We start from the raw sequence: 14828 nt of genomic DNA on the forward strand, positions 1-14828 counted from the left end.
GGTCGAAGAGCTGGAAGACGCTGAGGCGCTGGCCGAGCACGTCGTACGCGAGCACGGACCAACCCGAGCCCTGCTGCTGCCCGTGTGGTGGGGCTCGCTGCGGCGCCACCACTGGGGGGTCGCGTTCATGGTGGCGGGCCTCCTGGCCGTCGCGCTCGGGCTCTGGCTGGGCGTCGCCAACTCGGGGGACCACGTCTCGTCGTCGCCCTCCACGGTGCCGATGACGGTCATCCTCCTCGGCACCCTCCTCGGCGTCGGCCTCTTCTTGTGGGGAACGGAGGTCCTGACGCCCGAGCGGGCCGTCCTGTGGTTCGGCATCGGCTTGGCGTTGGGCTTCAGCACGGGCACACCGCTCTTCGCGAGCAACCCCTGGAAGTTCGGGTTCGCCCTGCCGGTGACGGTCATCGCCCTCGCCCTCGCCGCCCGGTACGGACGCCGGTGGGAACTGGCCGTCCTGCTCGCCCTGACGATCGTCGCCGCGCTCAGCGACTTCCGCTCGGCGTTCGGCCTGTTGCTCCTCGCGGCGTTGCTGGTCTTCGCCCAGTTGGCGATCGTCCGCCCGCACCGGCGTCCGTCGGCCGCCGCCGTCCTGATCGGGCTCGGCGTCCTCGGGGTCGTCGTCTTCCAGCTGGGTCAGGCCCTCATCCTCGACGGCTACCTCGGCCTCGCGACCCAGTCGCGCAGCGTGGAGCAGCTCAGGGTCTCGGGCTCCCTCATCCTGGGCGGGCGCCCCGAGCTCGCGGCCACCGCCGCCCTGATGGAGCACCACCCCTGGGGCTTCGGGGCCGGCGTCGTCCCGACGGCGGGCGACATCCAGATCGCCAAAGAAGGCATGAGCAGCATCGGGTACCAACCCGACAACGGCTACGTCGAGCGGTTCATGTTCGGCGGGCACTTCGAGCTGCACTCGGTCGTCGGCGACCTCTGGGCGCAGTCGGGCGTGGTGGGGCTCGTGCTGTCCGCCGTCGTCCTCGGCATCCTCGGGGTCGGCGTCGTCCGTCGCATCGCCGAGGGCACCGCCAGCGGCATCTTGCTCTACACCGCGGCGCAGAGCAGCTGGAACCTCTTCTTCGCGCCGTTCTACAGCGCGTTCCCGACCCTGGTCGTCGCCTTGGCCCTGGCATTCGTGCCGGTGGCGCGCGACGGGATCGACCGGTTCAGGGTCGGCGCCACTCCTCGACTGCCGTCATCCCGCCAGCCCACCGGCTGACGACCTCGAAGCCGGCGGTCTCGAGGACGACGTCGTCGGCGCGGGCAGTGGGCTCGTCGGCGGGCTCGACGACCCAGAGGCGGTCGACCGCGTCGAGCCTCGCCTCCGGCGAGCCGAGGGGCCAGGCCGTCCCCCGCAGGCTGTCCTGGTCGACGGGCCGGCTGCGGACCGTGACGTCGACGAGACCGTCGAAGGCATCCGGGTAGACGACGGCAACGTTGGACGTCGACCGCTCGACGACCCGAGGCGGATCGGCGTCGAGAGGCGCGAAGTAGACCCCGTCGCCGGGCCGCGCACCCCGCTCGACCACCGCTGCCGCCTCGGACCAGTCGGTGCCGCTCTTCCCCGTGACCTGACGTTGCGACAGCCAGACCGGGACGCACAGGGCGACGATCACGGCGAGGGCGACCACCCGGGCGCCGCGGTGGCGGAGTGCGGTCACGCCGACTCCGACCAGCGCCGCGCACGCCGGCGCCGCGAAGGTGAAGTAGCGGGGGTTGTAGAGCGGGCTCACCAGCAGGCTGTATCCGACCACGACGGCGGTGGGCACGACGAGCACGGGGACGAGGACCCACAGCGGCCCGGCACGACGGCCGCGCACCCCGGCGACGATCGCAGCCGCCATCGCGATCCACCCCACGAGGGCCAGGGCCAGGGAGGCGAGCGCCCAGGGCTCGGTAGGCGACGCCGTCGAGTCCACGCGCGTGGGGGTCCCCCCGAGGAACCACTGGTTGACCACGATCCCCCGGGCGATCTGCACGAGACCCAGGTCGTTGTCGCCCAGTTGCCCCTGCTGACCGGCGGCCAGCAGCACCACCGGCGACGCCACGAGACCGCCCGCCGCGGCGGAGGCGAGCCAGGCCAGGCGGCGCCTCACCGGGACCCGACGCCAGGCGGCCACGGTCACGGCGTGGGCGACGGCCAACAGGGCGACGTAGATGTTGAGGGCGGTGCCCACCCCGACGAGGGCGGCGTACCCGATCCACCGCGCCGCACCTCCTCGGTTCAGCGCGACGACGAGCAGGACGGTCGCCCACACGGCCACGGCCGCGCTGGGCCCGAAGGAGCGCGCCTCGATCCCCATCCAGGTGATGCGCGGCAGCACGACGGCGACCACCGCACCCGCGATGGCGGCGTCCCGGCGTCCGAGCACGACCAGCAGCCGGTGCACGCCGACGACGGCGACTCCGGCCGCGACCGCGCTCGGGAGGCGGAGAGCCACCGGGGAGGTCCCGGCGACGGTCGTCCAGACGTGCATCAGCAGGTAGTAGGCGGCGTGCACGGCGTCGATGCGTTGGACGAGGGCCCAGAGCTCGGGGAGGCTGCGGGTGGCCGCCGAGACCGTCGCGGCCTCGTCGGTCCACAGCGACACCGTCGACGAACCGACCAGCGCCACGGCGGTGCCGGCGAGACCCAGCGCCAGCGGGACGCCGATCGAGGAGGCGCGAGGTCGTCTCGAGGACGCCGTGGACCCGGCCGGGCGGGTCGTCGTCGGGGTGGTGGTCGTCATGGCCGTCCTCGTGCGTGCCGACCGCGAGCCCCCGCCTCGTGGACGAGGGAGAGGGCGACCGGACCGACGGGTCGGGTGCGGGTGGCCCGGAGTGCTGGCATGCTAGCAGCGGCCCTGGACCCCACCGGCGTCCGGCGGGACGGGCCACCCGACCGAGGAGCCACCATGTCGTCAGACGACCAGACGCCCGACCCCACACCGACGAGGTCCCGTCGGCGCCTGGTGATCGCGCTGGCCGCCGTCGCCGTGGCGCTCGCCCTCGTCGTCGCCTTCGTGGTCGTGCCCGCCGTCTCGGGCGGCGACGCCGACGAGCCCGGCGCCGCCGGACCGGGGTCGGGCTCGAGCTCGCCGACGACCGGCGAGTCGTCGGACGACGGGACGACGGCCCCAACCGACACCGTGCCTCCCGCCGCGGGGCCGGACACACCCGAGGCACCACCCGTGGGCCTCGACGAGTCGCCCGCCGTCGTGGACGGGGTGACGGTCCGGGTGAAAAGCCTCGACGCGGTCGACGGCGAGGCCGCGCTGCCCGGTGAGGTGACCGGCCCGGCCGTCCGTGCCGAACTCGAGGTGTACAACTCGTCGGCTGCTCCCGTGGACCTCTCGACCGTCGTGGTCAACCTGGCCTACGGTGCCGACCGCACACCCGCGAACACGTTCTCGACCGGGACTTCTTCGTTCCCGGCGAGCGTGGCCGCGGGCGCCACGGCCGACGGCGTCTACGTCTTCGCCGTGCCCGTCGACGGGCATTCCGACCTCCGCCTGACCTTCGACTACGCCGTCGACGTGCCGGTCGTCGTCTTCGAGGGATCGACCTCGTAATACCCCTGTACCCACAACGGGGGCCATTGTCCCCCCTTGGGGGGACCTTATAGTCGTCAAGCCATCGGTACCCGAATGCCGATGACGCCTACCCGACCCGAATGAGGCTCCCCCATGGGAAGAACCGTCTCGTCGCGCCTTCGTCTCCCCGCGATCGTCGCTGCGTCCGCCGTGCTGTTGTCCGTCCTGGTCGGAGTCCAGCCCGCTGCGGCCGACTCCGCCCCCCTCGACCCGACGTCGCCGTCGACGCCGGCGACCGTCACGGCCGACGCGCTCCCCGCACCCCAGATCGACGGGTCCGTCTTCACGCAGGTGATCGTGGGCAACACCGTCTACGCCGCGGGCAAGTTCACGAAGGCCCGCCCGGCGGGCTCGGCAGCGGGCGTCGACGAGGTCCCCCGCAGCTACCTGCTGGCGTACGACATCACCACGGGAGCGCTCTCGACGACGTTCGCGCCGGTGATCGACGGGCAGGTCAAGGCCCTCGCCGCGTCCCCCGACGGCAAACGTCTCTACATCGGCGGCGCCTTCACGAAGGTCAACGGCGTCAACAAGTACCGCCTCGCGGCCCTCGACCCGACCACCGGCGCCCTCGTCACCAGCTGGAACCCCGGCACGAACGCCACGGTGAACGCGATCGCCGCCGTGGGCCCCAACGTCTACATCGCCGGCGTCTTCTCGAGCATCGGCAAGGACACGCGTGCCAAGGCGGCCGCGGTCACCGCCTCGAACGGCACGAACCTCCCGTGGGCTCCGCAGATCGCCGGCGGTGACGTGCTCGGCCTCGTCGCCAGCCCCGACGGCTCGAAGATCGTCCTCGGCGGTTCGTTCAGCTCGGTGAACGGCTCGTCGCAGCCCGGGTACGGGCTCGCCATGGTCGACGCGACCTCGGCGGCCAACCTGCCCGTCCAGGCGAACGACGTCGTCCGCAACGGTGGTGGCCAGGCGGCCATCTACAGCTTGAGCGCCACGGCCAACGGCTTCTACGGGTCGGGCTACACGTTCGGCGGCGGCGGTCGACTCGAAGGCGCCTTCAAGGCGACCTGGAACGGCGACCTCCAGTGGGTCGAGGACTGCCACGGTGACACCTACTCGGTCGCGGCCAACAGCACCGCCGTCTACGTCGCCGGCCACCCGCACTACTGCGGCAACATCGGCGGACAGCCGCAGACCAACCCCTGGACCTTCCAGCGCGCCATGGCGTTCAGCGACTCGGCCACGCAGACCATCACCAACGATCCGATGGGTTACTACAACTTCGCCGGCACTCCCGCCCCCAGCATCCTGAACTGGTTCCCCGACTTCGCCACCGGCACCTACACCGGCCTGAGCCAGGGCCCGTGGAGCGTCGCCGCCAACGACAAGTACGTGGTCTACGGCGGGGAGTTCCCGTCCGTCAACGGCAAGGCGCAGAACGGCCTCGTGCGCTTCGCGGTGTCGAGCATCGCCCCGAACAAGACGGGCCCCGAGGCCTCCGGCGCCCTCTTCACCCCGAGCCTGGTCTCGCTGTCGTCCGGCACGGTCCGGGTCAGCTGGCAGTCCAACTGGGACAAGGACAACGCGAACCTGAGCTACGCCGTCTACCGCGACGGTGACCTCACCAACCCCGTGTACACGACGACCTCGGCCTCGACCTTCTGGAAGCGTCCCGCCCTCGGCTTCGTCGACAAGGACCTCGCGCCCGGCAGCACGCACAGCTACCGCATCCGGGCCACCGACCCGCTCGGCAACACCGTGCTGGGCGACGGCGTGGACGTCACCGTGACCGCCGACAAGGCCTCGCCCTACGTCAAGCAGGTCGCCGCCGACGGAGCCACCTCGCTCTGGCGCCTCGGCGAGAAGAGCGGCTCGACCGTCTACGACTGGGTCGGCTACGACGACCAGCAGGCCCAGGCCGGCGTGACGCGTGGCACCACCGGTCAGACCGCGTCCGACTCCGACGGCGCCAGCACCTTCTCCGGCACCGACACGGGCCTCTCGTCCACGACCTCGGCCATCGCCGGCCCGCAGACCTTCTCGGTCGAGGCCTGGTTCCGCACCACGTCGACCACCGGTGGCAAGATCGTCGGCTTCGGCAGCAACCGCACCGGCGCCTCGAACTCGTACGACCGGCACCTCTACATGGACCCCCGGGGCCGTGTGTCCTTCGGCGTCTACCCGGGTTCGTCCCGCATCATCACCAGCCCGACCGCCCTCAACGACGGTGAGTGGCACCAGGTCGTGGGCACTCTGAGCTCGGCCGGCCAGTCGTTCTTCGTGGACGGCAAGAAGGTCGCGACCGACGCCGGCACGACGGGTGGCCAGGACTACACGGGCTACTGGCGCATCGGCGGTGACAACAACTGGGACGGCGCCCCGTACTTCCAGGGCGACATCGACGACGTCTCCGTGTACCCGGCCGCCCTGAGCGCCAAGCAGGTCGACGGCCAGTGGGTCGCCTCGGGCCGCACGAGCAAGCTGCCCAAGGCCCCGGCCGACGCCTACGGCGCCCGGGTGTTCCAGGACGACCCCGAGGCGTACTTCCGCCTCGACGGGGACGCCTCCACCGTCTCGGCCGACTCGTCGCCCGTCGGCACCAACGGCGTCGTCAGCGGTGGCGTGGCCACCGGCGGCACGTCCGCCGTCGGCGGTTCCGGCCAGTCGGCGACGTTCAACGGCCAGGACGCCGGCGTCGCGACCACCACCTCGTACGACACCCCGAACAACTACACGCTCGAGACCTGGTTCAACACGACGACGACCTCGGGCGGCAAGCTGATCGGCTTCGGCAACCAGCAGACCGGCTACAGCGGCAACTACGACCGCCACGTGTACATGGAGCAGGACGGTCGCCTGCAGTTCGGCAACTGGACCGGTCGGATGAACCTCGCGAGCAGCACGGCGAGCTACAACGACGGCCGTTGGCACCACGTGGTCGCCACGCAGGGCTCGGACGGCATGAAGCTCTACGTCGACGGCGCCCAGGTCGGGTCGAACCCGACCACGGCCTCGGACGGCTACCGCGGGTTCTGGCGCCTCGGCGGCGACAGCTCGTGGAACTCGGGTTCGGGCTACTGGGCCGGGAGCCTCGACGAGGCCGCGGTCTACGCCCGACCCCTCGACGCCACCACGGTCGCGCAGCACTACGCGCTCGGTGCGAACAAGCCGAACGCCGCGCCCACGGCGGCCTTCACCTCGACGCCCACCGGTCTCGGCGTCGCCTTCGACGGCCGCACCTCGGTCGACCGCGACGGGACGATCGCCTCGTACGGCTGGGACTTCGGCGACGGGAGCGCCCCGGCCAGCGGCGCCACCCCCTCGCACACCTACGCCGCGGGGGGCACCTACACCGTCACCCTCACCGTGACGGACGACCAGGGAGCCGTCGGCACGTCGACCGCCACCGTCACCGTGACGGCGCCCCGGGTGAACGCGGCACCGACCGCCTCGTTCACCTCGGTGGTCGACCACCTTGCCGTCGCCGTGGACGCGAGCACCTCGACCGACTCCGACGGGACCGTCGCGTCGTACCGCTGGGACTTCGGTGACGGCACCGTGGCCGCGACGGGCCCGACCGCGAACCACACGTACGCCGCTGCCGGCACCTACACGGTGACGCTCGTCGTGACGGACTCCGAGGGTGCCACCGGCACCTCGACGGGGACGGTCACGGTCGCCCCGGCTCCCCCGGTGAACGTGGCCCCGACGGCCTCGTTCACGAGCGCCGCCACGGGATTGGCCGTCTCGACCGACGCCACCGCGTCGACCGACCCCGACGGCACCGTCGCGGCCTACGCCTGGACGTTCGGTGACGGAGGCACGGCCACGGGCAGGACGGCCGCGCACACCTACGCGGCGGCCGGCACCTACACGGTGACCCTCACCGTGACCGACGACAAGGGCGCCACGGGCACCTCGACCGGCAGCGTGACCGTCGCGCCGATCCCGAACGCTGCTCCGACGGCCTCGTTCACGACGTCGGCCAAGGCCCTCTCGGTCTCGACCGACGGACGCGCCTCGACCGACTCCGACGGCACCGTCACGGCGTACGCCTGGGACTTCGGCGACGGAGGCACGGCGACCGGCAGCACGGCGGCCCACGACTACGCCGTCGGCGGCACCTACACCGTGACCCTCACGGTGACCGACGACAAGGGAGCCACCGCGACCCGCACCTCCACGGTGACGGTCACCGCGCCTCCCGTGGTCACGGCCGCGGTCAAGGACGGCTTCGGACGCTCGGTGACGGGCGGCTGGGGCACGGCGGAGGTCGGCGGCACCTGGGCCCGCACCGGCAGCGCCTCGCAGTACGCGGTGACCGGTGGGGTCGGCACGCAGTTCCTCGGGGCAGCGGGCTACAACACCTCGATGGCACTCACCGGCGTCAGCACGACCGACGCCGACCTGCGCACCAGCGTGAGCCTCGACAAGGCGGCCACAGGTGGCGGCACCTTCGTCTACGTGACCGGCCGCAAGGTGGCGACGAACTCGGAGTATCGTGCGACCCTGCGCTACCGCTCCGACGGACGCGCCGTCGTCGCCCTGACCGCCTTCAAGGGATCGGCCTCCGGCGTGAACCTGGTGGGCGAGACGCTCGTGCCCGGCACGATCGTCCCCGGCGCGAAGCTCAACGTCCGACTCGAGGTGAGCGGCTCGGGCACGACGACGATCCGCGCCAAGGTCTGGGCGGACGGCACCGCGGAGCCCACGGCCTGGACGGTGTCGACCACCGACACCTTCGCCGGCCTGCAGGCACCCGGCTGGGTCGCCCTCGGCGCCTACACCTCGGGAAGCACCACCAACGCCCCCCAGACGGTCTCGTTCGACGACCTGAGCGTCTTCAAGCCGTGACCGACGCCGCCCCGGAGCACGCGAGCAGGCTCGTCGTCCAGCAGTCGTTCCCGCGACCGCGACCGACGACGAACCCCTACCTCGTGATGCTCCGGGACGCCGTCGGCGCGGTGCCCGGGGTGGAGGTGCGCACCTTCGACTGGAAGGGCGCCCTCCTGGGCCGCTACGACGTCTTCCACGTGCACTGGCCCGAGATCCTCGTCTCGGGGCAGAGCCCGCTCAAGGCGCTCGTGCGTCAGGCGTTGACCGTCGCCCTGGTGACGAAGCTGCGGCTGACGCGCACCCCGATCGTCCGCACCGAGCACAACCTCGAGCTGCCGAGCGGCATCTCCCGGCGCGAGCGCGTCCTGTTGCGCTGGATCGAGCGACGCACCGCGCTCTGGGTGCGGCTGAACGACGAGACGCCCGAGCACGCCGACGCCCTCGGCGCGCTCATCCCCCACGGCCACTACGTCGACTGGTTCGCCCGCTGGCCCTGGCCGTCGCGTGAGGCAGGCCGGGTGTCGTACTTCGGCTTCATCCGCCGCTACAAGGGGGTCGACGGACTCGTCCGGGCCTTCCGCGACGTCCGGGGCGACGACCGGAGGCTGCACGCCGCAGGCAAGCCCTCGACGCCCGAGCTCGCCCACGGGCTCGAGCAGCTCGCGGCCGACGATCCCCGGGTCAGCCTCGACCTGCGTTTCCTCGACGACGAGGACCTCATCGACGTGGTGCGCCGGGCCGAGCTGGTCGTGCTGCCCTACCGCGAGATGCACAACTCGGGCGGGGTGCTGACGGCGCTGTCGCTCGGCCGGCCCGTGCTCGTGCCCGCCAACGAGGTCAACGCCCGCCTGGCCGACGAGGTCGGAGCCGACTGGGTCCGGCAGTACGCCGACGAACTCGGTCCCGACGACGTCGAGCACGCGCTCGACGCGGCCTCGCGGCTCGACGACGACGCGCGCCCCGACCTGTCGGCCCGCGACTGGGACCGCGCCGGCGAGGCACACGTCGCGGCCTACCGTCGGGCGATCGCCGCGACCCGTGGTCGACGTGCCGTCGGCGGACGCCGGGCGCGCCCGTGAGCTCAGCCGTCGACGCGGCCGTACTCGCGGTACCCCGCGCCCCACGCGCCCGCCACCATGCCGGCGCCCCGGGCCATCGTCCGGATGCCGCGAGCGCGTTGCCCCAGCGACCGTCGACCGAGGGGGCGGGTCACCGTGCCGACCGCGTACCGGCCCAGCCCGCCGACGACGCGCACGCCGCCCTTGGCCGACAGCCGGAGGCGCGTGGACAGTCGCGAGGCCCCTCGCGCGGACAGCATCACCGAGGTGAGGCTCCAACCGTTGCCGCTGCTGTAGGCACGCTGCACGACCCATCGCCGCGTGACGCGGTGGGCGGGGACGACGTCCGTGACGACCGCCTCGGCGCACCACAGGATCGTGCCGCCACCGGCGACCAGGCTGCGGGTGAAGAGGGTGTCCTCGCCACCGAGCTGGCCGAGGGCCACGTCGAAGGCCAGGCCCTGGCGACGCACCTCGACGAGGTCGAGCAGCAGGTTGTTGGTGGCGGCGACGTCGACGGGCGTGCCGGTCGCGAGTCGGCGTCGCACGAAGAAGCGTCCCTCGACGATGAAGGGCTCGGGCTCGACCTCGTACTCGCTGCGCACGGGACCGACGACGGCCGCGGCACCCGTCTCGGCCTGCAGGGAGACCAGGGCGCCCAGCCACCCGTCGGACGGCCGCTCGTCGTCGTCGATGAAGACCAGCACGTCGCCGTCGCCGCTCTCGGCGAGCGCACGGTTGCGGGCCGAGGCGATGCCCGGCGTGGCCTCGACGACGTAGTCGACCGTCACGGGTCCGGCACCGTCGCCCGGGTCGGCCGCCGCGAGCGCCACCTCCTCGACGCGTCCACGGCCCGACCCGCTCGCGTCGTTGTCGACGACGAGCACGCGCGCCTCGACGCCGAGTCCGCGGACGCTGCGGGCCTGCTCGACGAGCAGCGGCAGCACCGCGTCGAGATCGCGCGGCCGGCGGAAGGTCAGCACGGCGATGGTCAGGAGGCGCGGCGTGGTCGGGTCGGTCGTCACGGCCCCCAGCATGTCAGGTCGGTGAGGGGCGACGGGCCCTGCACCGCGCCTCCTGCGGGTGGACGGGGGACGAACCGTGGGTGAGTCGCTCGCCGGCCTCTCGGTGGTCGTCGTCAACTACGGTTCGACCGACCTGCTGCGCCAGAACCTCGCGCCCGTCTCACGGGCGACGGAGGGCCTCGTCGTGGTCGTCGTCGACAACTGGTCGGGAGCGGCCGAGCGCGCCCGCGTGAGCGAGCTCGCCGCGGCCGAGGGCTGGCACCTCGTCGCGCCCGACGGCAACGAGGGCTTCGGCACCGGCGTCAACCTCGGCGTCGCCCGGGCCCGTGAGGCCGGGGCGCGTCACCACGTGCTGCTCAACCCGGACGCCGTCGCGGACGCGGGAGCCCTTGCCGCCCTGCACCGCGCCTCCTCGTCCGACCCGCTGACGATGAGCGCGCCGACCGTGCTGCGCCCCGACGGCAGCGTCTGGTCGGCGGGCAGCGACCTGTACCTCGACGACGGCCGCATCCGCTCGCGGCGACGACGGCTGCCCGGCGCCCGCGTCGAGGAGTGGCTGAGCGGCGCCTGCCTCGTGCTGAGCGACGACCTCTGGCAGCGCTGCGGCGGCTTCGACGACGACTACTTCCTGTACTGGGAGGACGTCGACCTGTCGCGTCGCGTCGTCGGTTCGGGAGGCGCGCTGCGGCTGCTCGACGACGTCACCGTCGTCCACGCCGAGGGCGGCACGCAGACCGACGGCGGGGCCGACCGGTCGGGGCAGGCGAAATCGGCGGGGTACTACCGGTACAACATCCGCAACCGGCTGCTGTTCGCCGCGAAGCACCTCGGCGACGACGACCTCCGCCGGTGGCGCCGACTGACCCCCCGCATCGCGTGGGAGGTGCTGCTGCAGGGCGGGGGGCGCCAGTTCGTCCGGTCACCGGGCACGCTGCTCGTCGGACTGCGGGCCGTCCTCGAGGGGCGACGGATCGTGGCGACCGAGCTGCGTCGACGACGAGCCCGAGAGAGGGTCTGATAAATTTATCAACGGTCGACCCGGGCTCTGATAAATTTATCACCGTGCGATCTCCCCTCACCAACCCGTTCCAGGCGGGCTCCGACGTCGTCCCCGACGTCTGGGCCGGCCGAACCGAGCAGCTGAGCGACTGGCACCAGGTCCTGCGACCCCGACGACGTGCGGGTCTGTACGAGACCGGACGGACGATCCTCGGCGAACCGGGCACCGGCAAGTCGAGCCTCGTCCGACGCATCGCCCGCGACGCCGCCGAGGCCGGCGACTGGGTCACGCCTCAGCTGCGCATGCCCACCGGGGCCGATCCGCTCAAGATCATCGCCTCCGCCGTCCTGCGTCTGGCCGACGGCGCCGGGCTTCGTGCCTCGACCCGTCGGGGCGTGCTCGACCTGCTCGCCAGGGTCGAGCAGGTGGCCGTGACCGGCTTCTCGGTGACGACGCGCGGCGCCGACGGCCCCGAGCCGTTCACGGCGCTCTTCGAACTCCTCGTCGAACTCGGGCAGGCGGCGATCGAGCAGGACGCCGTCGTCGTGATCCACGTCGACGAGGTGCAGAACATCGGCGACGAGGCCGCCCTCTCGCAGCTCCTCATCGCGCTCGGCGACACCCTCTCGCACGAGGTCGAGGTCGCCGTCCCCGGTGGAGGCACCGTGTCCCGGCACCTGCCCGTCGCCGTCTACCTGACGGGCCTCCCCGACTTCGAGGACATGGCGGGTGCCCGCAAGGGGGCGACCTTCGCCCGGCGGTTCCGGACCACCACGCTGGGCCCCCTCGACGAGGGCGACATCCTCGAGGCACTCCAGCCGTTCGTGATCGCCGGCTGGGAGACCCCGGGCGAACACGGCGTCGTCGAGACCGTCCGCATGGACCCCGCGGCGGCCAGGGCCATCGCGGCCCTCAGCTGCGGAGAGCCCTTCCTGTTCCAGCTCGCCGGGCAGCGGGCGTGGAACGTCGGGACGGCACCCGTCGTGTCCGAGGACGACGTCGTGGCGGGCTGGCGCGGAGCCGAGGGCGAAGCGTCGGCCCACGTCGAGCGCATCCTGAACCGCCTCCCCCCACGAGAGCACGAGTTCCTCCGGGCGATGGCGTCGCTGCCCCCGGCAGGGCGCACCCTGAACGCCATCGCCGAGGCGATGGGCCTGGCCTCGGGCGCCCAGCTCGGGCCCACCTCCCAACGGCTCGACACGGTGCGCGGGGTGGTGAGCCGGGGCAAGCCGTACGCGTTCCGCAACCGTGCCGTCGAGGCCTACCTGACGACGGACTGGCCCCGGACCGCCTGAGCCCGACCAGGAGTCGCGCCTCGGTGGGGACCGGTGCCACCACGATCTCCGACCATCGGTCGATCCCCGGTGGCTGGGCGCTTCCTAAGCTCGACCCATGAGCACAGCCACCGCACGACCCGAGACCGCGACACCGGCGAGCGCCGACGGCGAGGGGTCGGCGGGTGGTGCCGGGCCGTCGCGGGCCCGCCGGCTCTGGGCGAGCTCGTGGCGCCTCGCCGTCGCCGTCCTCGTCGGGCTGGTCTCCTTCGCCGTGGTCTGGCCGTCGACGGACGTGAGCGGCTGGAGCGACGCCCGGTTCGGGGCCTCCCTGGTCGGAGACGTGCTCGCCGGGCTGACCGCCCTCGCCCTCGTCCCCTTCCGCCACCGGGCACCGCTCGTCGTCGGCCTCGTGGTCCTCGCCCTGGGATCGTTCTCGACGCTCGCGGTCGGGGCCGCCGTCCTGGTCGTCGTGTCGCTGGCCACGCGCCGACGGCCCGGCGAGATCGTGGCCGCCGGTGTCGTGTTCGTCGCGGCCACGGTGGTCGCGGAACTCCTCGTGTTCCGCTCGTGGGAGGACGGGTGGTCCGCCGGGTGGGCGGCGGTCGCCCTGGCCGTCGTCGCCCTCGCCTACGCTCTCCTCGCTCTCGTCGGGGTGGTCGTCGGCTCCCGACGCGCCCTGATCGCCTCGCTGCGCGAACGGGCCCTCCTCGTCGAACGCGACCAGGTGCTCCGCGAGGAGCGGGCCCGCGACGGAGAGCGGGCACACCTGGCCCGCGAGATGCACGACGTCCTCGGCCACCGGCTATCCCTCGTCGCCCTCCACGCCGGGGCGCTCGAGTACCGGGGCCGCGACCTCGACCCCGACGAGACCGTCGCCGCCGCGGCCGTCGTCCGGGCCGAGGCCCACTCGGCCCTCTCCGACCTGCGGGACGTGCTGGGGGTGCTGCGCGACCCGGAGGCGGGCGGGGCCTCCGAGGTCACGGTCACCGCGCCTCCTCAACCCACGCTGCGCGAGCTCGACGCCCTGGTCGAGGAGGCGCGGGAGGCCGGTTCACCGGTCACGTCGGTGATCGACGACGCGGCCCGCTCGGCCGAGGTGCCGACCGCCGTCGGACGGCACGCCTACCGCATCGTCCAGGAAGCCCTCACGAACGCCCGACGTCACGCTCCCGGGCAGCCGGTCCGGGTGACGGTGTCGGTCGAGGCGGCTCCGACGGACGTCGTCCGCATCCGCGTGACGAACCCGGCGCCCCACGGGCCGTCCGACGCCGCGAGGGACGGCCACGGCCTCGCCGGGCTGGCCGAACGCGCCCGCCTGGTGGGCGGTCGGTTCCGGGCCGGCCCCGACGGGGACGACTTCGTCGTCGAGGCCGACCTGCCGTGGACGCGATGACCGTCGTGCGTCCGGTGCGGGTCGTCGTGGTCGACGACGACGCCCTGGTGCGGTCGGGGCTGCGCCTCATCCTGGGCGGGCACACGGACGTCGACGTCGTGGGCGAGGCCGTGGACGGGCTCGACGCCGAGGACGTCATCGACCGCACGGAACCGGACGTCGTGTTGATGGACATCCGCATGCCGCGCTGCGACGGGCTCGAGGCGACCGAGCGTGAACTGGTCCGACGGCCCGACCTGCGGGTGATCGTGCTGACGACCTTCGAGGCAGACGACCTCGTGCTGGGGGCCCTCCAGCGCGGCGCCCGCGGGTTCCTCGTGAAGGACACCCCTCCGCACGAACTCGTCGAGGCCGTCCTCGCCGTCGCGCGGGGGCGATCGATCCTCTCGCCGAGCGTGCTCGACCGCGTCATCGCCGCCGCCACCCGGACCACCGCGGCGGACGAGGCGGGCTCGGCCGCCGACGCCCGCGCCCGGCTGGCCCTGCTGACCGACCGCGAGAGGGAGGTGGCCGTCGCGGTGGCCGAGGGGGCGTCGAACGCCGAGATCGCCGCCGACCTCTTCGTCAGCGTCGCGACCGTGAAGACCCACGTCGGCCACGCGTACGACAAGCTCGACGTCGGCAACCGCGTGCAGCTGGCGCTCGTCGTCCGGGCGGCCCGACCCGACGCCACGCAGCCCGTGTCCACCACGACCGCGTGACGACGGCCGGGCCGGCCGCC

At 73.0% G+C, this 14828-nt stretch carries 10 protein-coding genes; 8 read left to right on the top strand and 2 right to left on the bottom strand.

The window, feature by feature from the left end; genetic code table 11:
• A partial coding sequence (locus IFT36_RS02870) for a hypothetical protein (protein ID WP_200412372.1) occupies positions 1-1210 on the top strand: 1210 nt, incomplete at its 5' end.
• Here the strand turns inward: IFT36_RS02870 and IFT36_RS02875 are convergent.
• Entirely contained in the window at positions 1158-2720 is a 1563-nt protein-coding gene (locus IFT36_RS02875) for a glycosyltransferase family 39 protein (RefSeq protein WP_200412373.1), read from the bottom strand. The two genes, IFT36_RS02870 and IFT36_RS02875, sit on opposite strands and share 53 nt — an antisense overlap.
• A gap of 165 nt (positions 2721-2885) precedes the next feature.
• Between IFT36_RS02875 and IFT36_RS02880 the strand changes: the two genes are divergently transcribed.
• From IFT36_RS02880 to IFT36_RS02890, 3 genes are all read left to right on the top strand, one after another.
• Positions 2886-3542, top strand: a complete 657-nt coding sequence (locus tag IFT36_RS02880; protein ID WP_200412374.1) for a hypothetical protein — start codon at positions 2886-2888, stop codon at positions 3540-3542.
• A gap of 114 nt (positions 3543-3656) precedes the next feature.
• Positions 3657-8372, top strand: a complete 4716-nt coding sequence (locus IFT36_RS02885) for a PKD domain-containing protein (protein WP_200412375.1) — start codon at positions 3657-3659, stop codon at positions 8370-8372.
• Complete coding sequence (locus IFT36_RS02890) at positions 8369-9433, top strand: glycosyltransferase (RefSeq protein ID WP_307785009.1); 1065 nt, start codon at positions 8369-8371, stop codon at positions 9431-9433. The genes IFT36_RS02885 and IFT36_RS02890 overlap by 4 nt, the downstream gene beginning before the upstream one ends.
• A 2-nt stretch (positions 9434-9435) precedes the next feature.
• Here the strand turns inward: IFT36_RS02890 and IFT36_RS02895 are convergent, their stop codons facing one another.
• A complete protein-coding gene (locus tag IFT36_RS02895; RefSeq protein WP_236556826.1) occupies positions 9436-10437 on the bottom strand; it encodes a glycosyltransferase family 2 protein in 1002 nt (333 codons plus the stop codon).
• A 76-nt stretch (positions 10438-10513) separates the two neighbouring features.
• Here IFT36_RS02895 and IFT36_RS02900 point away from each other — a divergent pair, with 76 nt between their 5' ends.
• From IFT36_RS02900 to IFT36_RS02915, 4 genes are all read left to right on the top strand, one after another.
• The gene (locus tag IFT36_RS02900) at positions 10514-11455 is read left to right on the top strand and encodes a glycosyltransferase family 2 protein (RefSeq protein WP_200412376.1); all 942 of its coding nucleotides are present in this window, start codon (positions 10514-10516) and stop codon (positions 11453-11455) included.
• Between the two features lie 44 nt (positions 11456-11499).
• Positions 11500-12732: an ATP-binding protein gene (locus IFT36_RS02905; RefSeq protein ID WP_200412377.1), complete on the top strand. Its 1233-nt coding sequence runs from the start codon at positions 11500-11502 to the stop codon at positions 12730-12732.
• A gap of 97 nt (positions 12733-12829) precedes the next feature.
• A complete protein-coding gene (locus IFT36_RS02910; protein WP_200412378.1) occupies positions 12830-14107 on the top strand; it encodes a sensor histidine kinase in 1278 nt (425 codons plus the stop codon).
• Positions 14104-14808 carry a response regulator gene (locus IFT36_RS02915; protein WP_123571478.1) on the top strand — a complete coding sequence of 235 codons (705 nt, stop codon included), beginning with the start codon at positions 14104-14106 and terminating at the stop codon, positions 14806-14808. Before IFT36_RS02910 ends, IFT36_RS02915 begins: the two co-directional genes overlap by 4 nt.
• Positions 14809-14828: the final 20 nt, after the last annotated feature.

The organism is Frigoribacterium sp. CFBP 13605 (genome assembly GCF_014839405.1).
Lineage (GTDB): Bacteria > Actinomycetota > Actinomycetes > Actinomycetales > Microbacteriaceae > Frigoribacterium.

What these genes read in the sequence shown, in the direction of transcription:
- IFT36_RS02885 (WP_200412375.1), top strand. Translation starts at nt 3,657, where the DNA reads ATGGGAAGAACCGTCTCGTCGCGCCTTCGTCTCCCCGCGATCGTCGCT.
- IFT36_RS02875 (WP_200412373.1), bottom strand. Translation starts at nt 2,720, where the DNA reads ATGACGACCACCACCCCGACGACGACCCGCCCGGCCGGGTCCACGGCG.
- IFT36_RS02880 (WP_200412374.1), top strand. Translation starts at nt 2,886, where the DNA reads ATGTCGTCAGACGACCAGACGCCCGACCCCACACCGACGAGGTCCCGT.
- IFT36_RS02915 (WP_123571478.1), top strand. Translation starts at nt 14,104, where the DNA reads ATGACCGTCGTGCGTCCGGTGCGGGTCGTCGTGGTCGACGACGACGCC.
- IFT36_RS02910 (WP_200412378.1), top strand. Translation starts at nt 12,830, where the DNA reads ATGAGCACAGCCACCGCACGACCCGAGACCGCGACACCGGCGAGCGCC.